This window comes from Trichocoleus sp. DQ-A3, assembly GCF_039961975.1.
Classification (GTDB): domain Bacteria; phylum Cyanobacteriota; class Cyanobacteriia; order Cyanobacteriales; family FACHB-T130; genus FACHB-T130.
The window spans coordinates 465,113-486,864 of record NZ_JAMPKC010000004.1 but is presented as its reverse complement, the minus strand read 5'-3'; the positions used below and the strand labels follow the sequence as shown (position 1 = coordinate 486,864).

At 47.7% G+C, this 21,752-nt stretch carries 18 protein-coding genes and 1 tRNA gene; 12 read left to right on the top strand and 7 right to left on the bottom strand.

The window, feature by feature from the left end:
- Nucleotides 1-208: 208 nt before the first annotated feature.
- Nucleotides 209-1,024, bottom strand: a complete 816-nt coding sequence (locus NDI44_RS10875; protein ID WP_190415656.1) for an alpha/beta hydrolase — start codon at nucleotides 1,022-1,024, stop codon at nucleotides 209-211.
- Nucleotides 1,025-1,252: 228 nt separating this feature from the next.
- Nucleotides 1,253-1,975 (bottom strand): lysophospholipid acyltransferase family protein, encoded by a 723-nt coding sequence (locus NDI44_RS10870; protein ID WP_190415654.1) that lies wholly within the window; start codon nucleotides 1,973-1,975, stop codon nucleotides 1,253-1,255.
- Nucleotides 1,976-2,384: 409 nt separating this feature from the next.
- Between NDI44_RS10870 and metG the strand changes: the two genes are divergently transcribed.
- From metG to lptC, 3 genes are all read left to right on the top strand, one after another.
- Nucleotides 2,385-3,977, top strand: a complete 1,593-nt coding sequence (gene metG, locus NDI44_RS10865; protein WP_190415652.1) for a methionine--tRNA ligase — start codon at nucleotides 2,385-2,387, stop codon at nucleotides 3,975-3,977.
- 166 nt (nucleotides 3,978-4,143) lie between these two features.
- Complete coding sequence (locus tag NDI44_RS10860) at nucleotides 4,144-4,752, top strand: NYN domain-containing protein (protein ID WP_190415651.1); 609 nt, start codon at nucleotides 4,144-4,146, stop codon at nucleotides 4,750-4,752.
- Between the two features lie 38 nt (nucleotides 4,753-4,790).
- On the top strand, nucleotides 4,791-5,960 hold the full coding sequence (gene lptC / locus NDI44_RS10855) for an LPS export ABC transporter periplasmic protein LptC (protein ID WP_190415649.1): 1,170 nt from the start codon (nucleotides 4,791-4,793) through the stop codon (nucleotides 5,958-5,960).
- 138 nt (nucleotides 5,961-6,098) lie between these two features.
- On the opposite strand, the gene NDI44_RS10850 is transcribed toward lptC, so the two are convergent.
- The gene (locus NDI44_RS10850; protein ID WP_190415647.1) at nucleotides 6,099-7,424 is read right to left on the bottom strand and encodes a D-alanyl-D-alanine carboxypeptidase; all 1,326 of its coding nucleotides are present in this window, start codon (nucleotides 7,422-7,424) and stop codon (nucleotides 6,099-6,101) included.
- Between the two features lie 351 nt (nucleotides 7,425-7,775).
- On the opposite strand from NDI44_RS10850, the gene plsX reads away from it, so the two are divergent.
- From plsX to NDI44_RS10815, 7 genes are all read left to right on the top strand, one after another.
- A complete protein-coding gene (gene plsX / locus NDI44_RS10845; protein ID WP_190415645.1) occupies nucleotides 7,776-8,807 on the top strand; it encodes a phosphate acyltransferase PlsX in 1,032 nt (343 codons plus the stop codon).
- A 127-nt stretch (nucleotides 8,808-8,934) separates the two neighbouring features.
- Complete coding sequence (locus tag NDI44_RS10840) at nucleotides 8,935-9,933, top strand: beta-ketoacyl-ACP synthase 3 (protein ID WP_190415643.1); 999 nt, start codon at nucleotides 8,935-8,937, stop codon at nucleotides 9,931-9,933.
- A 239-nt stretch (nucleotides 9,934-10,172) separates the two neighbouring features.
- A complete protein-coding gene (fabD, locus tag NDI44_RS10835; RefSeq protein WP_190415641.1) occupies nucleotides 10,173-11,060 on the top strand; it encodes an ACP S-malonyltransferase in 888 nt (295 codons plus the stop codon).
- Nucleotides 11,050-11,187, top strand: a complete 138-nt coding sequence (locus NDI44_RS10830) for a hypothetical protein (protein WP_190415640.1) — start codon at nucleotides 11,050-11,052, stop codon at nucleotides 11,185-11,187. The genes fabD and NDI44_RS10830 overlap by 11 nt, the downstream gene beginning before the upstream one ends.
- A 13-nt stretch (nucleotides 11,188-11,200) precedes the next feature.
- A complete protein-coding gene (locus NDI44_RS10825; RefSeq protein ID WP_190415746.1) occupies nucleotides 11,201-11,839 on the top strand; it encodes a lysophospholipid acyltransferase family protein in 639 nt (212 codons plus the stop codon).
- 181 nt (nucleotides 11,840-12,020) lie between these two features.
- The gene (locus NDI44_RS10820; RefSeq protein WP_190415744.1) at nucleotides 12,021-13,070 is read left to right on the top strand and encodes an AI-2E family transporter; all 1,050 of its coding nucleotides are present in this window, start codon (nucleotides 12,021-12,023) and stop codon (nucleotides 13,068-13,070) included.
- Nucleotides 13,071-13,144: 74 nt separating this feature from the next.
- Nucleotides 13,145-13,447: a DUF2288 domain-containing protein gene (locus NDI44_RS10815; RefSeq protein ID WP_190415638.1), complete on the top strand. Its 303-nt coding sequence runs from the start codon at nucleotides 13,145-13,147 to the stop codon at nucleotides 13,445-13,447.
- On the opposite strand, the gene NDI44_RS10810 is transcribed toward NDI44_RS10815, so the two are convergent.
- The 4 genes from NDI44_RS10810 to gndA form a co-directional block, all read right to left on the bottom strand.
- Nucleotides 13,386-14,063 carry a YdcF family protein gene (locus NDI44_RS10810; RefSeq protein WP_190415635.1) on the bottom strand — a complete coding sequence of 226 codons (678 nt, stop codon included), beginning with the start codon at nucleotides 14,061-14,063 and terminating at the stop codon, nucleotides 13,386-13,388. The two genes, NDI44_RS10815 and NDI44_RS10810, sit on opposite strands and share 62 nt — an antisense overlap.
- 143 nt (nucleotides 14,064-14,206) lie before the next feature.
- Nucleotides 14,207-14,280: transfer RNA gene (locus NDI44_RS10805), tRNA-Arg, on the bottom strand.
- A 49-nt stretch (nucleotides 14,281-14,329) separates the two neighbouring features.
- The gene (locus NDI44_RS10800) at nucleotides 14,330-15,403 is read right to left on the bottom strand and encodes a tocopherol cyclase family protein (RefSeq protein WP_190415634.1); all 1,074 of its coding nucleotides are present in this window, start codon (nucleotides 15,401-15,403) and stop codon (nucleotides 14,330-14,332) included.
- Nucleotides 15,404-15,745: 342 nt separating this feature from the next.
- Nucleotides 15,746-17,242 (bottom strand): NADP-dependent phosphogluconate dehydrogenase, encoded by a 1,497-nt coding sequence (gene gndA / locus NDI44_RS10795; protein WP_190415632.1) that lies wholly within the window; start codon nucleotides 17,240-17,242, stop codon nucleotides 15,746-15,748.
- 230 nt (nucleotides 17,243-17,472) lie between these two features.
- Here gndA and NDI44_RS10790 point away from each other — a divergent pair, with 230 nt between their 5' ends.
- Entirely contained in the window at nucleotides 17,473-18,411 is a 939-nt protein-coding gene (locus NDI44_RS10790) for a Ycf66 family protein (protein WP_190415630.1), read from the top strand.
- Nucleotides 18,412-18,710: 299 nt separating this feature from the next.
- A complete protein-coding gene (ileS, locus tag NDI44_RS10785) occupies nucleotides 18,711-21,638 on the top strand; it encodes an isoleucine--tRNA ligase (protein WP_190415627.1) in 2,928 nt (975 codons plus the stop codon).
- Nucleotides 21,639-21,752: the final 114 nt, after the last annotated feature.

Below are 21,752 nucleotides of genomic sequence, written 5' to 3'. Positions count from 1 at the left end.
AAGTAGACAAACTGAATTGTTTTCAGGATAAGTTTTCCTGCCGCTATACCCATCAAACCCGTTTCCATCAAACCCGTTTGAGTATTCAGTTTGGGACTTCAAACAGCAGGGGCTTAACGCGCAGAACAATCATACACGGGGGTCGGTTCCCGCCATACAAAATGACAAGCTTTTATTCAATTCATATCTCCTGCTGAATGACGGCTCGCTAAGAAACCGCCAATAGGGAAACTTTATCCCGACTTTCTAAAAAATTTTCAGCTTTCATAATTGCGTAGAGGTTGACATCAGCTTCTAAAAGACAAGCATGACCGCTCTTCGGCAGTATGACCATTTCCGCATCGGGTAGGCAAGAAGCTAAGCGCTGAGCTTCACTTACAGAGGGCAGTAGTCGGTCTGTACCTCCGGCAATCACCAGGGTAGGTTGGGTGATGCGACGTAATTGAGAAGCATCAACATCAAAATCTCTGATGAGGGACAGTCGCCAAAGGACAGTTTTTGGGGGTACGGAGTGGATAGCGTCTAGAAGGGCGCGGCGATCGCGCGGTGCAACCCGTTCTAAATGAGCTAAAAACGGCAATAACCACACCGATCCCACTCGGTAGAGGACTTCCGGTATCCAGCCGCTCACCAGCGATCCCCAAGCTAGCAGAGGTCGCTGATTAAAGGAAGAAGCGGGGTTGATCAAAATAATTCGGTCAAATAGTTCGGGCGATCGCAGCGCTACTTTCATCGCCAAACAGCCCCCAAATGACTCGCCGCACAGATAAACTGACCGATTAGGTTGTTTTCCTACTTCTGCTTCAATCAGCGCTACCACTTGATCGGTTAGATCCTCCCAGCTGGTTAAGTCATCGGCTGGGATGACCAAACAACGGATATCAAAGGCTGCTTCTAACCCCTCTGTCTGCGCTCGCAACAATTGACCCGTGCCATCCATGCCTGGAAGGAACACGAACAGCGGGCAGTCTGGATTAAACAGCCTGGGGGTGAGAAAACAAGGATGGCTTTTTACGTCTGGCATTTCGTAATGTCCATTTAAAAACAACAGGTCAAAAATTTATTGCTTTCTTTGGGGCGGATGCGAACGATTCGAGGACTCAAGACACTTCGGTGAAAAACTAGGCAAGTCTAAATTCTTGAAGGCGAAGGTTACTGAGAGCGGGCTTTGCCCATTTGCCTACCCTTAAGCCATCTACCTGTAGACGTAGGTATTAATTCTTATTCTATGGCAGACTCCCATCCTTGCGAACTAATACCAAACTTGACGAAGTAAACCAGCAATTTCTTCCTGACAGTAATTGATAAGACTGGCAACAGCAGTTTTGGCTTGTTTTCCTTGATATTGTTCCCGCACTTGAGACGTAATCCAACAGGGACGCCCAATTAGGATGCTAGATCGACGGTAAACGACCATCGGATGCCAGCCTGCCTGTTTAAATAGGGGTTCGGAAGGGTCAAATAAACTTAATAATCGCAGAGGGATTGCCGAGTTATTTGTTTCTTCCTGGGATGCGATCGCCACGGGTAAAATTGCCAAATTTTGCACCGGCGCTCGCAAAGCTAAATGAGCAAATCCCCGATGAAAGGTTTTCATTTCATTCGGCTGGGTTAGGCTTACCATTGGTTGGGCACCTTCGGGAAATATCCCAACCACCTGCTGGGACTGCAACAGGCTGATTGCCTTGTTAAAGAAATCTTGCTGGCGGTGTTCTGGCGTCTCCAAAGGGAAACAACCCAGTTGATTGACAATCTCCCGCATCACGGGCACTTGTCCCATGTAGTGATGACAGGCAAAGCGAATCGGACGATTTAAAGCTGCCATCAGGATTGGCGCATCCATGACGCTGCGATGATTGCTCACCACTAAAACGCCACCTTCTTGAGGAACGCGATCCTGATGGTATATATACATCTGCGTTCCCAATGCCTTCATCAGCAAGCGAGAAATCTGTAATGGGTTATCTGAAGACATGCTTTCTATAGGCTTTCTTGCAGGAAGCGCGATCGCTACAGTCAACAGGCAATCGGCTTGATTATAAATGGCTAGAGTCTAGAGGTAGACTGAATCTTGACTCTTGAGTTCATTCTCCACTTTTTACCAAGCCTGGACTTTATTCGTTGAGCAGATGCGATCGATCGCCCCATAACTTAACTTTTCTTAATACAATTATTAACGTAACTTCCTCACCTATACGAATCTCTCAGGGTGGAAATCGCTGGTAAAGATTTTTTACGATTTTAATTTTGTCAAGAAAAAGTAACATTTTATACTTATATTTCCCGGAGCTAAGTGGAACTCTCAAGACAAGATAACGAAAAGATACAAAATTGCAGCCCGAAGTATATGATCAAAAGCAAGAAAGGGGTTGTTTTTTATATTTATGAGTGCTAATCATACAAGTAAAAATTCATTTGCAATTACTACACCACTGTATTATGTGAACGACGTACCCCACATTGGCAGCGCTTATACAACAATGGCGGCGGATGTGGTGGCTCGGTTTGAACGGCTCCGGGGAAAGTCTGTGCTGTTGATTACCGGCACGGATGAGCATGGGCAGAAAATTCAGCGCACAGCAGAAACCAAAGGGCTTTCACCGCAAGCTCACTCGGATGAAATTGCGGCTGGATTCGATGTCCTTTGGCAAAAACTCAATATCCAGTACGATCGGTTTATCCGCACGACGAACTCTCGCCATCAAGCCATTGTTAAAGAGTTTTTCCTGCGCGTCTGGGAAAAAAACGACATTTATTTGGGGCAACAAAAGGGCTGGTATTGCGTCTCCTGCGAGGAATTCAAAGAGGAACGCGACCTTCTAGAAGGACACCACTGCCCCCTCCACCCCAACAAAGAAGTCGAGTGGCGGGATGAACAAAACTACTTTTTTCGCCTCTCTAAGTACCAAAGCCAGCTGGAAGACTTATATCGCCAGCAACCAGATTTTATCCAGCCAGAAATTCGCCGCAATGAAGTTTTGAGCTTTGTCAGTCAGGGGCTTCAAGATTTCTCCATTTCGCGAGTGAATTTAGACTGGGGCTTCCCTATACCCGTCGATCCCAGCCACACCATCTATGTCTGGTTTGATGCCTTGCTGGGCTATGTCACGGCGTTGCTCGAACCAGATAGCGAACCGACGCTAGAGAATGCTTTATCCAAGTGGTGGCCGATTAATATGCACCTGATTGGTAAAGACATTCTGCGGTTTCACGCGGTCTATTGGCCTGCCATGTTAATGTCAGCGGATCTGTCGCTACCCGCTCGAATATTTGGACATGGCTTCCTGACAAAAGACGGGCGAAAGATCAGTAAAACGGTTGGTAATACGATCGATCCCATCGCTTTAGTCGAACGTTACGGAGCTGAGGCTATTCGTTACTATTTTCTCAAGGAGATTGAATTTGGGCAAGACGGAGATTTCAACGAAACTCGGTTTATCAATATCCTCAATGCTGACTTAGCAAACGATCTGGGCAATTTACTCAATCGGACGATGAACATGGCAAAGAAATATTGCAATGGCATCGTGCCTGACTGCTTAGCTGAAAACATCCCCGCAGATAACACAATTAAAGCAATTGGCCTTAGTTTAGGCGATCGCGTTGCTCAAGCTTATGAATCTCTGGCGTTTAGTGATGCGATCGCAGATATTTTCACTCTAATTCGAGCCAGCAACAAATTTATAGACGATCAAGCTCCTTGGACTTTATATAAGCAAGGGCAACAACAGGCCGTCGAACAAGTCCTGTATGCGGTTCTAGAATCTGTTAGACTAGCAGCTTATCTGCTATCACCGATTATTCCTACCATCAGTAGTGACATTTACCAACAGCTAGGTTTTTCAATTGACTTTAATAACAAAACGTTAATAGATGTTTCGGCTGCGTTTTCCGCTCATGCCACTTGGGGAACACTAACTGCAAGACAAGCTTTAGGTGAAGCCAGACCTGTTTTTCCAAGGCTGGAACTCCCCTGAAGAGTTTCGTCTTAGTAGCTAATAGCTGTTGGCTGTTGGCGGATTGACCATCGGGTGCTGATACATACAAAAGTAAAAACTCTGGTACAGACCGCTCTCTCAAAAGCTAAAAGTTCATCAAAATCGCTAATTGCTTTTTTCATAAAAAAATCGAGGCATAACAATCATGTTGAATAATTTCAGCAGTAACGACTCTGTATTCACGCCAGAACAGGTTTTAGAAAATCGCGGTCGTGTAGCCATTTTTATCGATGGATCAAATCTATTTTATGCAGCACTACAGCTCGGTATAGAAATTGATTACACCAAGTTGCTGTGCCGCTTAACCGCTGGATCTCGCTTGTTACGCTCTTTCTTTTACACCGGCGTCGATCGCACGAATGAAAAACAACAGGGTTTCCTGTTGTGGATGCGGCGCAATGGATACCGAGTCATTGCCAAAGACTTGGTACAGCTGCCGGATGGCTCGAAAAAAGCCAACTTGGATGTGGAAATTGCTGTCGATATGATGGCTTTAGTGGGGTCTTACGATACCGCTGTTCTCGTCAGCGGGGATGGGGATTTAGCTTACGCTGTCGATGCCGTTAGCTATCGGGGTGTCCGCGTGGAAGTGGTCAGTTTGCGCTCCATGACTAGCGATAGTTTAATCAATGTATCAGATCGATACATTGACTTGGATAGCATCAAAGAAGATATCCAAAAGACGCCCAGACAAAATTATACTTATCGTCCGTTGTCGGGCATTGGCTTTATGGATGACCAAGAAGATAGATAACGCAACCTAAGAAATAAAGACATAAATAGGCAAAAGAAATGAAAAAAGTAGCTTCTCGCAAAAAATTATTTCTTTTGCCTATTTATTTTTTACTATTCACTTTTTTAGTTAGTGCTTGTAATACTGAAAAACGCACGGAAAAAAAATTGCAGAAAGATACTGCCTCCGTGACGGATTTCGAGGGGAGTTTAGTATTCCAAAATGTGACCCTGGATCAGGCAGATGAGCAGGGACGACCTTTGTGGAAAGTGAAAGCAAAGCAGGCAGTTTATACCAAAGATAAGAAAGCTGCTCGCATCCAAAATCCTAGCGGGGATTTGTTCCAAGATGGAAAAATGATTATGCAAATCACCGCAGATAGTGGCGAAGTTCAAGAGGATGGTAAAAAAATCTTTCTGAAGGGTCAGATTGTTGCCACAGACCCTCGGAATGGGGCAGTTTTAAAAGGGAATGAATTAGAGTGGCGACCAAAGGAAGACGTTGTGATCGTGCGTCAAAATCTCGTCGGCACCCATCAAAAGATGGTGGCAACAGCGAAGGAAGGACGATATTTTAGTCGGTCGCAGCATATGGAATTATTGGGTCAAATTGTCGCAACATCGAAAGACCCAGCGGTACAAATGAGAACCGAGCATTTAGTGTGGCAAATTCCCCAGCAGATGGTAGTTGGCGATCGCCGCATCCAGATTGACCGCTACACAGGCAATCGCGTGACAGAGCAAGCGGCAGGAGATTCTGGTCAGGTAAACCTGAAAACGAAGATGGCAACGCTGACAAAGAATGTTCAAATGACTTCTTTAGAGCCGCCAGTGCAAATCGCTGGGAATTCTGTTACCTGGAACTTAAACACACAAATGGTTACATCAGACCAACCTGTGAAAGTGGTGCATCAGCAGCAGCAAGTGACGCTGACGGGGAACCGGGGTCAGGTGGATCTGAAGGGAAAAGTGGCTCGTCTAGTTGGTGGCGTCCAAGGCGTTGGCAGCCGGAATAAATCCCAACTTTACGCCAATCAGGTGACTTGGAATATTCCAACTGAAGAATTCGATGCTCAAGGCAATGTAATTTATCATCAACAAGTTGACCCGCCGCTGCACCTGACGGGTTCCAGAGCAGTCGGTAAGTTTCAAGGTCAAACGGTTGTTGTCACGGGTGGCGGTGGTGCTAGCGGTGGTAGTAGCCGGGTGGTGACGGAAATTATTCCTTGAATCGGTAAGCGAGGGTCATAATAACCAAAATGGTATAGCAATCCTATTTGAGTTGTGAAATGCCAGTGATTGAGATTCCCGGCTTCTTGGAAAGTCGGGGATCTCGCCTTCACGAATCATTAGGAGTGCTGTGCGATATTATCGTCGCGCTTGAAAATCTGAGAGAATTTCATTGCGACTGGCGTCACCGAGAAATCCAGCAATATCAGCTCGCCCAGTGCTAGGAAGAATCGCTGCTGGTAGAGTGGGGGGAACGCCCCATCGTTGCACCAGTTTTTGAAGTATTTGGTCTTGCTGTTTTCTAAAACCATCGACATCACCACCCCGGTTGATGATCGCAAAGCAAACCAGACCGCGATCGCGTGTTGGCATTACCCCAGCCAGGGCACTGACATCGCGCAGCGTACCAGTTTTGATAATCGTGCCTGAAGGGATGTGGCGGGATACCATCGTTCCCCGGCGATCGCGTCCCGATATCGGGAAGAGGTCGGCTACCGTTAGCTGATGGGGTTGTAAATAACTTTCGATCGCCGTCAGCATTCCGCAAACAGCGCGGGGCGAGATGCGATTTTCCACCCCCAAACCAGAGCCATTTACCAGCTGAACTTCCTGTTGGGGGACACCGGCAGACGTAGCCCCCAACTGAGCGACGGCAGGTGCCCCCCCAAGAGATTTTGCCAGCATCTCCGCCATGTCGTTGTTGCTGTAAATGTTCATTTCCTTGAGGATTTGTGCCAAGGACATTGAGCGATGACGCAACAACAAAATTTGCTTAGGAATTGCAATGGAAGAAACTTTGACCGAACCCGCGATCGCAATTTGCGGTTTTGGCGTTCCTGGCGGCATTAAGTTGTATAGATATTGGGCATCTCTGGGCCATGAGGTGGGATTAAATGCTTGCTTGAGCATCTGACCCGCCATATAAGGGTGAGATTGGTAATTCATGTAAAAATCGCCCACAATCACCAAATTGCCGTTGATGCGGCGGATGCCCCGTTTATTTAAAGCATTCCCCAGAGCGATCGCTTCTTCCCACACAAAAAAGGGATCGCCACTGCCATTAATCACCAAATCTCCCTGCAAAACTCCATTTCTTACTGGCCCGGTTGTGCCAATTGAGGTTTCAAACTGATGGCCTGGACCCCAAGTCTCCAACGCAGCAGCAGAAGTCGCAATCTTGGTCAAAGAAGCTGCCGGTAAGGGAATATTTCCCTGATGAGTTGCCAAGGGCATAGAACCCGACTGAATCCACACCCCTTGGGCCGCCTCCCCCATGCCTTTAGCGCTCCAGCCCTTCAAATATTGCCGCATGGTGTTTTCAGCTACCGGATCGGTCGCCATCGAGAGGGAAAACAAAGGAACTCCCCGCCACGCAGCCAGTTGGGTAGTATCTATCTCTGTTGTTTTTACCCCAGCCATATTCATCCACAGCGCTACCAATCCAGAGCCAAATAATTGCAACATTCCTCACTTTCCTTTATTCACTAAACAAAGAGCCTGCCGGATGTGCAAGCTACAAAAAAAGCCCAAGGCGGAAATTGCTTCCGCCAGAATGAAGATATTTTTTCGGGAGTTCGCGTATAGGTAAAGCACAAGCAGGGACAAGGAATGAGTAATCGGTGAGCAAGCGAAAATGGATAAACTCTCCCGTGGGACAACTAGTTCTCTATCTTTACCTATTTAGGAGTACCATTTTTTTCAACATTCTTTTATTTATCCTTCCTGCGTCCTGTTTCATCCTCCCGGATTGGCCCCGGTTTCTCCACGAGTCATCGGGTACTGGTAGAATTTTTAAGGTTTATATCACTTTGATCAATGGGATCGACTCGCGCACGGATCGCAATTGACGCTATGGGTGGCGACCACGCCCCCGCCGAAATCGTTGCTGGAGCGCTTAGGGCACAGGAAGAATTAGACGTAGAGGTTTTGCTGGTGGGCGATCCTCATCAGATTGAAGCTTCCCTAGGGCAACACACCAGTTCTCATCTTCCTCAAATTGTGCCTTCTGAGGGCACAATTGAAATGCACGAGGAGCCTCTAAGTGGTTTAAAACGCAAGCCCAAGGCTTCGATCAACGTAGCAATGGATTTGGTAAAACAAAAACAAGCCCAAGCAGTAGTGTCAGCGGGTCATTCAGGAGCCGCTATGGCATCTGCTCTGCTGCGACTGGGACGCCTTCGGGGGATCGACCGCCCCGCCATCGGAGCAGTTTTGCCAACGATGGTAGCTAGTAAATCAGTGCTAATTCTCGATGTCGGCGCAAATGTCGATTGTCGTCCTAAATTTTTGGAGCAGTTCGCACTGATGGGATCGATTTACAGCCAGTATGTGCTGGGTGTAGACGTTCCTAAAGTCGGCTTACTCAACATTGGTGAAGAAGAATGTAAAGGGAACGATCTAGCGGTTCGCACTTACCAAAGGCTGCAAGAGAATTCGCAAATTTGCTTTACTGGCAATGCCGAAGGGCGAGATGTCCTGACGGGTAATTTTGATGTGGTCGTTTGCGATGGTTTTGCCGGGAATGTTCTGTTGAAATTTGCTGAAGCCGTTGGCGAGGCAGTATTGCAAATCCTCCAGGAAGAGTTACCTCAAGGACTGCGCGGGCAAGTCGGCACGGCTCTGTTGAAACCAAACTTGCGGCGAATAAAGCAGCGGGTAGACCACGCAGAACATGGCGGTTGCTTGTTGTTAGGGGTAGGAGGCATTTGCATTATTAGCCACGGTAGCTCCCAGGCTCCGTCAATTTTCAACGCGATTCGCATCGCGAAAGAAGCTGTTGATAACCAGGTACTGGAGCGAATTCAGTCTCAAGATATCAGTGCTAAACAATCGGCAATCGGCGAATAGCAACAAGTAGGAAGGATGAAGTGTAAAATGTGACATTCCAGCGTCGATCGTTTAGAATTAATCGATTTAGCTAAAAGCTAAAATGCTGATAGCTGATACCTAAAGACCCCAGCAAGCATGGAGAGCAATGTTGCAACAAACAGGCGTCGGCGTCGCCATTACCGGAAGCGGCTCTGCGATCCCCTCAGGTTCTCTGGATAATCATGGACTCACTCAGCTGGTAGATACTTCCGATGATTGGATCGCCAGCCGCACCGGGATTTGTCAGCGACGGCTAGCGGGTGAGGAATCCTTAAGTTCGATCGCCACACTCGCGGCACAAAGAGCGATCGTAATGGCTGGGATCGCCCCAGAAGACCTGGATTTAATTATTCTGGCAACCTCAACTGCCGATGATTTGTTCGGGAGTGCCTCAGCAATTCAGTTTCAACTGGGAGCATCTAGGGCGGTAGCTTTTGATTTAACAGCCGCTTGCTCTGGATTTGTCTTTGGTCTAGTTACGGCATCGCAGTTTATCCGCACCGGCGTCTATCAAAATGTCTTGCTGATTGGGGCTGATATTCTGTCGCGCTGGGTAGATTGGTCAGATCGGGGAACCTGCGTGTTATTTGGGGATGGTGCTGGTGCCATTGTCATGCAGGCGAGCGATCGCGATCGCCTGCTGGGATTTGAACTCCGCAGTGATGGAACCCAGCACAAATCCCTCAGCCTAGCCTACACGGCACAGCCTAAAGAACTGGTTCCTGGGATCAACGTCCAAGCTGGCACTTACCACCCCATCACCATGAACGGCAAGGAAGTTTATCGCTTTGCCGTGCAAAAAGTGCCGGAAGTGCTGGAAAAAGCAATGTTTCGCGCAAATATCAGCATTGAACAAATTGACTGGTTGCTTTTACATCAAGCCAATCAGCGAATTCTTGATGCCGTCGCCCAACGCTTAAAGATTCCTGCTGAAAAAGTCATTAGCAATCTTGCTAACTACGGCAATACTTCTGCTGCTTCCATTCCCTTAGCGCTGGATGAAGCTGTGCGAGAAGGCAAAATTAAACCAGGAGACATGATTGCAACTTCCGGCTTTGGCGCGGGTCTAACGTGGGGCGCAGCGATTTTCCAATGGGGCAGATAAATCAATTTTAGATTTTTAATTTTGCGGAGGTCGGAGATTCTCTGCCTCCAATAATTTTCGATAGGTGGATCGGTAATGGGTAATGAAAGTTAGGAGTGTTAAGGATTGAGTTTTAAGGCAAGAAAGAAATTCTTGAAGTCAAAACTCAGACGCGATCAATTGCGCCTCTAAAACTGAAAGCTTTTCTCCAATTACCTATTGCTAATTGCCAATTACGAATTACCAATTACCAATGACCAATGACAAAGACCGCATGGGTGTTTCCTGGGCAAGGTTCTCAGGCAATCGGAATGGGAGTGGATTTATTAGACTTGCCAGAGGCAAAGGCTAAATTTGAGCAAGCCGAGCAAATTTTAGGCTGGTCTGTACCAGAAATCTGTCAGAGTCAGGAAGATAAATTATCCCGCACTCTTTATACCCAGCCCAGCCTGTATGTGGTAGAAAGCATTTTAGCGGATCGAATGCAAGCTGGGAGACATCAACCTAACCTCGTTGCCGGTCACAGTCTGGGAGAATACGTTGCTCTCTACGTCGCCGGTGTCTTTGACTTTGAGGCGGGGTTGCGCCTAGTGAAACGTCGGGCAGAATTTATGGATAGTGCGTCCGATGGCATGATGGCAGCGCTGATTGGCTTCGACCGCGAACAGCTAGAACAACAAATTCAGCAGACCCCCGACGTTGTGTTAGCCAACGACAACAGTTCCGCCCAAGTCGTCATCTCTGGAACGCCAGAAGCGGTGGAGGCAGTGCTAAGTCAAGTAAAGGTTAAGCGTGTTGTCCGCTTGAATGTTTCAGGAGCCTTCCACTCTCCCTTAATGGCGGAAGCTGCCGCTGAGTTCCAGGTAGTTTTGGAGTCAGTTCCATTTAATTCGGCTCAAGTGCCAGTGCTGTCAAATGTGGAACCCGTCCCATCTGTGGACGCTGATATTTTAAAAGAGCGCCTCATCCGTCAGATGACCGGCTCGGTGCGGTGGCGAGAAATTTCCCTACAATTGCCTGTACAAGGAATTTCGCAGGTTGTAGAAATTGGTCCAGGGAAAGTTCTTACGGGTTTAATTAAACGTACTTGCCCCGATTTAACTTTGGAAAACGTGGGTAGTGTTGCAGAGTTGCCGAATGCAGAATAAAGTCCGGCGACAGCAACAGCGCGTGCGAGTGAGAGAATGGAAAAATTCCCTCTTTCCCTCATCAGCCAGGGAACGAGAAAAATCAGACAAGGTGGTTAAAGGTTTACAGCGAGAGTACGGTGGATAGCGAATTATCTAATCTGGGCAGAAGCCGCGAGCCTGTTTCGAGTTTAGTTCTATACCACCTGTTTAAGTGGTCGGTGGTCAGCCCCGTGCTTCATGCCTACCTGCGAGGTCGGATTTATGGATGCGAACACGTTCCTCCGATTGGACCACTTCTAGTGGTTAGCAATCATGCCAGTGATTTCGATCCGCCGATTTTGTCCTGCTGCGTGCGACGACCCGTAGCGTATATGGCAAAAGAAGAACTGTTTCGAGTCCCTGTTTTGAAGCAGGCAATTAAGTTGTATGGTGCTTACCCCGTCAAGCGGGGTTCCGCAGACCGGAGTGCGATTCGTTCGGCGCTGTCTCTCCTAGAGGAAGGGTGGGCAGTCGGTGTCTTTTTACAAGGAACGCGGACGCCAGACGCCAGAATTTCAGACCCAAAGCTAGGTGCTGCGCTGATTGCCGCTAAGGCGAAGGTGCCGTTGCTGCCCGTTAGTTTGTGGGGTACGGAAGCGATTTTTAAGAAAGGTTCGCTGGTTCCGCGTCCGGTGCCAGTAACGGTGCGGATTGGTCAGGTAATTGAGCCTCCTAATTCAACAGACCGGGATGAGTTACAGGCGGTAACGCAAAAATGCGCCACAGCGATTCATGCTTTACACGATTTAGGCCGTTAAAGAATTTCAAAAGACAAGATTTTTTCGGCGAAATTAAAACGTTGGGATGATGTCCTGACAGTTGCGCTTTCAGTAGGATTAGATTGTTCCAAATCTGTCTGGATATCCGGCTATTGCTTCATTCAATAAAGAAATGAGTCAATCACCAGGATTCTGGATTAAATCACCATCCCAAAAAGAAATGAGCGAACCTTCTGCCAAGTATCTTTTGCAGCGTCTGAACAATTTGGCATTGGTTAGATTTTTGCTTTTCGTTGCTTCTGGCTGGGCGTTTGTAAAAATTTTAGCTTACTTTGAAACAGTTATTGTCATTTTTACATTTGCAGCTATTGTCGCTTTTCTACTGAGTTATCCCGTGCGATCGCTAACTCGTTTTGTGCCTCACGGTGTTGCTGTTACCGTGGTCTTTATTCTAGGCATGATCGTGATTGCTAGTCTTACTGTCACAGTTGGTTTAACAGTTGTATCGCAAGGGCAACAATTAATTTCTAGCTTAACAACCTTTTTAAATTCTTTAATTCCTTTGGCTTATCAAATAGAAAAATTCCTTTTAAGATTCAATGTTCAAGTAAATTTGAGCATAATTCAAGAACAATTTCAGAATCAAATCGTCTCATCGCTGGGGTTAGGAATCGGTTATAGCTTAACGACTATACAAGTATTTTTTGCCAATTTTCTTAATTTGATATTAATTTCTGTTATTTCTTTTTTTATGTTGCTAGATGGAGAAAAGCTTTGGAAGCTTATTCTTAAGCTTGTTCCTGCACATTTACAAAATAGATTTACCATTGTCATTCAACGCAAGTTTCTCGGATTTTTTCGAGGACAGATGGTTTTATGTTTATTTCTGACTACGACTACTTTTTTGGTTTTTTTAATTTTAAATGTACCATTTCCCTTACTTTTGGCAATTATTGCTGGATTATTCGATTTAATCCCTGGGATTGGAGCTACTTTAGGGGTGGGTATTGTTTTTCTTATTTTATTGTCTCAGAGTGTTTGGTTAGCCGTTCAAGTAGTTGTTGTTTGTATCATAATCCAGCAAGTACAAGACAATTTCATCACGCCCCGGATTATGCAAAATTCGCTTAATATTAATCCAGTTGTCGTATTTTTCGCCTTACTAGTAGGTGCTAGAGTAGCAGGATTACTCGGAATTTTTATTGCAATTCCGATTACTGGAGTCATTGTCAGTTTATTTGAAATTGACGAAATGAAAGCAGAATCTTAGAGGAATGACATGAAGAGTAGCAGCTTCTATAAAATGGATTAAAATAAAATTTACTGGAATCAAAACAAGTAAAAATGCAGGGTTTAAGAGAAGAATTAGCAGAATTGCTAGATGAGGCTGAGTGGAACTGGCTGATGCCTCATGCGGAACGGGAGGCTGTGGTTATCGTAGCTCAAGAGCTGGACTTGCTAGATGTTGGGGTAGCGATCGCTAATGATGATGTTTCCTCTGTGCAGCACTGGATTAGCGAACAATTGATTTACAAGCCCTCCGAAGCTCAGAAACAAGATTGGAACGACAACAAAAACAAGCGATTCAGTGCTCTGATTGTGTCGCCTTATGTCTTGGTGAAAGAAACGGCAACGATTCCTGCTTAATCTGATTTGATGACTGACCGAGGGTGGCTCCCGTATAGCCGGTAGTCACCCAAAGAATGGCTCTGGCTCCATCCCGAATTGATTTCTCAATCGGCTCCTGCGGTATGTCCGAAGGCACGACCACGGGCTTTAGAGTAATGCCCCGACTGCCTAAAACAATCTCTCCAATGACTCTGGCGCGGCGCATATGATAGTCAGAGGTAATTAAATAGATGCTGGTGATCCCAAGACTCTGCAACTCATCAACCAGCGTCGTAAAGTTCGTAACCGTATCCACCGCCTGATAGTCCAAATGCAGGCGACTAGGGGCAACCCCAGCTTTGGCAAAAACCCGTTTAACGTAAGCTTTGTTAGTGCTACCTGAAGAAACCCAGATGGGCAAATCTGAATGCTGACGAGCCATTCTTGCTGCCAACTTCTCCCGCTCCAAGGCTGAGGTAGAGCCACCCAAAACTAACATTGCCTGGGGTTTGACCAGGCTTTTTTTAACTTCCTTGTAACCAAACCACAGCGCCACGGGTAGAGCGAGCATTAGCAGCCGAGAATATCTACTTTTAGAGCGCGAAGGCTTGGAAGACAAGTGTTTTTGTCGGCTAGCACCAATTTTCAGGATCATCAATCAATTGAAAAAGCCGTGTTTACATGGGAAACGATACGCACGAAGCGCGATCGCTAACTGGTTAAAATTCCCTATCCTAGCTAGCGTCCACATAGATACACTCCACGGGGCGACTAACTGTTTTAGAGAGTAGCAGACAACGGGACTGGCCAGGCTCGAACCGGCGACCTAGCGCTTAGGAGGCGCTCGCTCTATCCAACTGAGCTACAGCCCCAATTCTAAGGCGATCATAGCAGCCCAAGGGCAGCATTACCCAGTTGAATTTAAGTAGACCGCCAGGTTTCTTCCCAAGGGCCACCGCCTGTTTCCAATCCACATAGAGAACTGCCAGCTTTCAGGATGATTTTAGATTTGTCACCCCGTTGGCGCAGTTCCAGGTCAATTTGACCGTTCATCGTGTCGCGACAACAAAAGATTAAACCCTTTTGCGTGGGGGCACGCAGGAGAGTCCCCGGTAGATTTGTAATAGCGGTTAACTCAACTTCAAACTCGGAGTTATGAGCTTGCATTTGCCAGCTGCCCCAAGGCTCGATATTCCAACTTACTTTCGAGTTCCAGGGTACAAATTCATAAAATTTTCCTTGATAGTGCAAGCCAATCATCGCTACCGATTCCATCCACCACAGCACCCTGCGTCTGCCTCCACCAGCCGTTAAGGCGATATCTGGAGACTCATCAAAACCATTGCAATTCAGCCAGAACCATTTTTGAGGAAAAGAGCGCCCCCAGTTTTTTTCACCGTAGGCAGGGGCGTTGGTGAAGTCGTAGCGTTTTCCATTCCACTCAATCCAGCCAGTTGCTAGCCCGTGAGCCATCAAAATTTGCCATCCCGGTTCAAAAATCGGGAAAGAAGATAACCATCCGGCTGTTGATTGTTGTGGCTGATTTGGATTCCCCCATCCATATACAGGTTTAATTTCATACTGCCAACGCGCTTGGGAACCTGTGCCGGGATCGTGTAAAGCTCCCTGATGCCAAGTAGCGGTGGCTTGATAGCCATCTTGAACGTGACGCTCAAAAGCCTCTGGAGGGAGGTAGGCGGGTTTGGTGGATAAATCGGTTTTGCCCCAGTGTCCCAAGGCTAAAACGTCCCGCGATGCCCAGAATTTGTTGACATCTGGGAAAGTCCGGCAAAGGTAACTATCTTTTGGACCCAGAATTTGGGCAGCACCGCCGCTGTGGGGTTGATTGCCTAGGGGATCTTCGAGGGAGTACATGAAAGCAAAGGTATGTCCGCAATCTGGTAAGGTGACGCGGTAGTACCAACCTTCAAAGAAACGCTGACTGGTGCCGTCCCAGTGGTAGCCACTGTGAGGCGTTTGTAAAGGATTTTGCATCAATTCAAATTCCTAACTGTTTCTCAGAATAGCGATCGCCCATTCTCTGCCCCCTGGATGCTGGATTCAAATACCCCAGATCCAGTTTGTGCATGAATTCGTGTAGGCAGAGTTCTTTATTAGAAAAATCTGGCTCATGAATCGCAAAGAAAAAGGATCTGAGGAGTTGCCTTCAATTTTCACCTGAAAACGCTGGAGAAAGACGCGATCGCGCAGCGTCTACCCAGAAGAATAACGACCCTCCATCTGGAAATTTCCTAAATTTTTGGCGTCCGGAGCCAAAAGCTGTTGAAATCGCGACAACGACGGTCGGGCGGGCATTGCCCGCCCGACTACTCCTATTTATGTAATCGTTGTGCGTACAGCTTCCACAGGGTCTTGGGCTTGCAGTGGCTCAGGCGTAGAGGTTTGAACGCTTTCCTCATCGACTTGAGTCCACTCGGTATGGAAGAAGCCTGCTTTGTCAATGCGCTCGTAGGTATGAGCACCAAAGTAGTCGCGCTGAGCTTGGGTAAGATTTTGCGGCAAGCGATCGCGTCGGTAACTATCGAAGTAATCTAGCGACGCGCTGAATGCCGGAACTGGAATCCCCAGCTTCGCCGACTGCGCTAATACTTCCCGCCAAGCATCCTGGCGATCCAAAATGGTCTGCTTAAACTCAGGAGCCAAGAGCAAATTCGGCAACTCTGGATTGTCCTTGAAAGCAGATTTAATCTTATTCAAGAATCCGGCTCGAATAATGCAACCACCCTTCCAAATCCGGGCAGTTTCGCTCAAATTCAGGTCATAGGAATAAGCCTTCGACGCCGAACTCAATAGCGCCATCCCTTGAGCGTAAGAGCAAATCTTCGAGCAATACAGAGCATCACGGATTTGGTTAATGAAGGTTTTGGCGTCTCCCTCATACTTGCCACTAGGACCCGTTAATATCTCCGAAGCAGCCACCCGTTCCTTCTTAAAGGCAGACATGATCCGGGCATTCACCGCCGCCGTCATCGTTGGAATAGCGATCCCCAGCTCCAGCGCACTCTGCACCGTCCAGCGACCCGTCCCTTTCTGGCCAGCCGCATCGAGAATCACATCGACCAGAGGCTGACGAGTGTCGGGGTCTCGGTAATTGAAAATATCAGCTGTAATCTCAATCAAATAAGAATTGAGTTCATCAGTCGTATTCCATTCGGCGAATACTTGGTGTAGTTGGTTCGCGTCTAGCCCCAACGCATTCTTGAGCAAGTCGTATGCCTCTGCAATCAGCTGCATATCGCCGTACTCAATGCCATTGTGTACCATCTTGACGTAGTGACCGGCACCCGCAGGGCCGATGTAGGTGACACAGGGGCCATCATCCACCTGAGCCGCAATTTTCGTCAAAATTGGTTCCAGATACTCATAGGAGCTTTTCGTACCTCCCGGCATCAGACTAGGGCCATTTAGCGCTCCTTCTTCACCTCCACTAACGCCCATCCCGATAAATCTGAACCCAGATGGCTCTAATTCGCGGGTGCGACGAGCGGTATCGTCAAATAAGGAGTTGCCACCATCAATAATGATGTCACCCTCATCCAGTAACGGTTTGAGCTGGTTAATCACCGCATCTACCGGCGCACCCGCTTTCACCATAATCAGGATTTTGCGAGGGCGTTCTAAGGATTGGACAAAATCTTCAATGGAATAAGCAGCATAGACATTTTTGCCCTGCGCTCGCTCAGCCATAAAGGCATCCGTTTTTTCTGGAGTGCGATTATAGACGGAAATGGGGAACCCATTACGCTCCACATTCAGCGCCAAGTTCTCGCCCATGACCGCCAAACCAATCACACCAAAGCTCTGCTGTGTCATAAGATTCAATGTTCAACTCTGCAATGCTTTTGAACAGTTGCTTTTCCTTCAGAGTAGCCCGATATCCTGAGAGTTTTCCCTAAAGAAGATATTAAGAGTCGCAAAAGTAGTACAGCCTCCTTCGGCGAAGAATCAACAATTGAAACAGCAGATTTAGTTTTTATTTGTATCTAAGTCAACAATCTCTAGCAGAATTGAAACATAGACACAAGTTTTGGAGCATCCACGAAATGCTGGCATATATCCTAGCGATCGCTGTTGCAGTCGGTAGCTTCGCCCTTTACATGGCGGCTTTCTTTTTCCCCGAAGTACACCGAAAGAGTGATTTTATCTGGAGTGCGGTGGGATTGTTCTATGCCCTGGTTTTATGGGTGTGTGCTGGACGCATCACCGGCGGTGTGCTGCTAGGTCAAATCGCTAGCGTAGCGCTAGTCGGTTGGTTAGGTTGGGAAACCCTGACATTACGACGCAGTCTCACCCCCGCAGCGCAGCAAACTGAGATTCCGAGTCCCGAAGCATTGCAGGAAAAACTGACCAGTTTATCCATACCGCAGCGGATAACCAGTCTATTTGCAACTTTTAAGGACAAAGCTCAGCAGACGGCAAGTAAAGTGACTCAGGGCAAATCGGGCACTGGAACCCCCCAATCAGGGGCATCCAAGACGACACCTGCGCCAACCTCCACCGACGCCGGAAAACCCCGTGTTACCGTGCTGGATAACCGGACGGATGAAGATGAGGATGAAACGGTGTTACTCAATCAACCACCCGTTTCACCCGCACCCTCAAAGCCGGAATCCCAGCCGGAATCTCAGATGGAAGTAATATCCGTCCCATCTGAAGAAAGTGTCCAAGACACAGACTTGGATGACTTGGAACCCCCAGCATCTGTAGAAGCAACTACAGGAGAAACAGTCATAACACCAGAGACTGCCCCATCCTCACCTTCAGAGGTGGAGGCTAACCCAGAAGCTAACCCAGAAAATGTGCCCGAACCCGTTCGTCCGAACCCACCCGACCCCGAACTGGTGGAAGCTGCTCTAGAAGATGCTGAAGAAAAGCATATTCCAGCTTCACCTCCAGAACCAGCCCATGAAGAAACAAGTGACTCGGTGAGTGGAACAGAGCAGGTAAATCAGCCGTTAGAAAATCCACCCAACCCAACTTAAAAATAAAGGTTAGGAGGAAAATGAATCCCGAAGATGTTGCATAGCGCCAAAAAAGCAGCGGAAGATATAGCAGTCTTGAATGCTTTCTAAAGCGAGATCCCAGACTTCTCTCTTGAAGTTTGGGATCTGAAGGACGGGCATCTTACAGCTAAAATCGGATTGCGATCGCTGCTTATTCCATTTTCTTGCTTTGTGTTCTGTGCATCTTTGCGGTTCATTTTTCCGCTGCAACTTGAAGAGATTGCGATTTGTAACCGATAATAATTGAAAGCAACTCAATCATTTCTCGGCATTAAACTGTGACAGAAACAGGGAACTACAAAGACACCGTTAATCTGCCCAAAACCCAATTTGATATGCGGGCGAACGCTATTAAGCGGGAACCGGAACTGCAAAAATTTTGGGCAGACCAGCAAATTTACGAGCGACTGTCGCAGAACAATCCCGGCGAAATTTTTGTTTTGCATGATGGGCCGCCCTATGCCAATGGTTCACTCCACATTGGTCATGCTTTAAATAAAATCCTCAAAGACATCATCAACCGCTACCAGCTCCTGCAAGGGCGCAAAGTTCGCTACGTTCCGGGTTGGGATTGTCACGGCTTGCCGATTGAGTTGAAAGTCCTTCAGCAAATGAAGCCAGCCGAGCGCCAAAATCTGACGCCGCTGGATCTCCGCCACAAAGCGAGAGACTTTGCCCTCAAGACAGTAGACGAGCAGAGTCAAAGCTTTAAACGCTATGGCATCTGGGGCGACTGGGAGCATCCGTATCTGACTTTAAAACCAGAGTACGAAGCCGCTCAAATTGGCGTCTTCGGTCAGATGGTGTTGAAGGGATACATTTATCGCGGCTTAAAGCCAGTTCACTGGAGTCCAAGTTCTAAAACGGCGCTGGCTGAGGCAGAGTTAGAGTATCCCGAAGATTCCGAAGGTCGCCCAGCTCACACCTCGCGCAGTCTTTATGCAGCTTTCCAGATGACGAATCTGGGGCCAGCCGTGCGATCGCAATTACAACCGTTCTTGCCCGATCTGGGGGTGGCGATTTGGACGACGACGCCTTGGACGATTCCCGCAAACCTAGCGGTAAGCCTGAATCCAGACTTGACCTACGCAGTGGTGGAAGTGGAGGCGGATGCTCTACCAATTTCGACCAAATACCTGTTAGTAGCTGCGGATTTGGTGGAACGCTTGTCAACGACGCTCTCAACCAATCTCACGGTAAAAGCGACAGTAGCAGGTAAAGATTTAGAACACAGCACTTACCGGCACCCACTCTTCGACCGCGAGAGTCCGATTGTGATTGGAGGCGATTATGTCACCACCGATTCTGGTACCGGATTGGTTCACACGGCTCCCGGTCATGGGGATGAGGATTACAAGGTTGGTCAACGCTACGGTTTGCCGCTGCTGTCGCCAGTAGATGCCGATGGCAACTTCACGCAAGAAGCAGGGCAGTTTGCGGGGTTGAACGTCCTGGGTGATGGAAATCAGGCAGTGATTGATGCGCTCAGCCAAGCGCGATCGCTACTGAAAGAGGAACCCTACGTTCACAAATATCCTTACGACTGGCGCACGAAAAAGCCGACCATTTATCGAGCCACAGAACAGTGGTTCGCATCGGTGGAGGGATTTAGAGAAAAGGCGCTAAAAGCGATCGCTTCCGTGACCTGGATTCCCGCTCAAGGTGAAAATCGGATCACGGCAATGGTCGCGGATCGTTCCGATTGGTGTATCTCCCGTCAACGCAACTGGGGCGTGCCAATTCCCGTTTTCTACGACCTAGAAACCAACGAACCGCTACTGAACGAGGAAACCATCGCCCACGTCCAGGCAATCATTGCTGAAAAGGGTTCGGATGTCTGGTGGGAAATGCCGGTAGAAGAACTTTTGCCAGAAAGTTATCGCCATAACGGTCGCACCTACCGCAAAGGCACCGATACGATGGATGTCTGGTTTGACTCTGGCTCCTCTTGGGCGGCGGTAGCGCAACAGCGACCAGAATTGCAATATCCAGCGGATATCTATCTAGAAGGCTCCGATCAGCACCGGGGTTGGTTTCAATCCAGTTTGCTTACGTGTGTGGCAACGAACGACATCGCGCCTTACAAAACCGTCTTGACCCACGGCTTTACCTTGGATGAGCAGGGGCGCAAGATGAGTAAATCTCTGGGGAATGTCATCGACCCCTCGATTGTCATCAATGGGGGCAAAAATCAAAAAGAAGAGCCACCCTACGGTGCTGACGTTTTGCGCTTGTGGGTTTCCTCGGTGGATTATTCTTCGGATGTCCCCATCAGCAAGAACATCCTCAAACAGATGGGAGATGTTAGAAACAAGATTCGCAATACGGCGCGGTTCTTGTTAGGAAATCTACACGATTTTGACCCAACTAAAGATGCGGTGTCTTACGATAAACTGCCGGAACTCGACCGCTATATGTTGCACCGGATGACAGAAGTCTTCGGGGAAGTCACGCAAGCATTTGAGAGTTTCCAGTTCTTCCGCTTTTTTCAAACAGTGCAGAACTTCTGCGTTGTTGACTTGTCCAATTTTTATCTAGATATTGCCAAAGATCGGCTTTATATTAGCGCTCCAGATAGCTTCCGTCGCCGTAGTTGTCAGACAGTTTTGGCGATCGCTCTGGAAAATTTAGCGCGCGCGATCGCGCCAGTTCTCTCTCATACAGCAGAAGATATTTGGCAATATCTCCCCTATCCCACACCCTACAAATCCGTGTTTGAATCGGGGTGGGTGAAGTTAGAGGAGCATTGGAAAGCTCCAAAATTGGCAGGATTTTGGCAACAATTGCGACAAATCCGCACTGAGGTGAATAAGGTGATGGAGCAAGCAAGGGCAGAAAAAATGATTGGCTCTTCTTTGGAAGCCAAGGTATTACTTTATGTCCCAAATGCTGAGTTCCGCTCTTTACTGCAAGCCTTGAATTTGACTTCAGCTTTCCATTCTCATTCTCCGTCTTCAGGATTGGGTAATCGAGTAGATGAGCTGAGATACTTGTTTATCTCCTCCCAAGTAGAGCTGCTAGATTCTTCGGAAGCATTGCAAGGCTTAAAATACAGTTCGCAGACAGAAGCTTTATCGATTGGCGTAGTGAAAGCAGACGGGGAAAAATGCGATCGCTGCTGGAACTACTCGGTTCATGTCGGCGAATCTGCTGAGCATCCCCTGTTGTGCGAACGTTGTATTCCTGCTTTGGTTGGTGAATTTTAGATCGCAAAAAGCGATGGCTTCGCCTCGGCTAAGACCTTACGTTCTTTTCTCCACCCTACCATCCCCTACGCTTCCAGTTCCCCTCCCTGCTTGCGGGGAGGGGTTAGGGGTGGG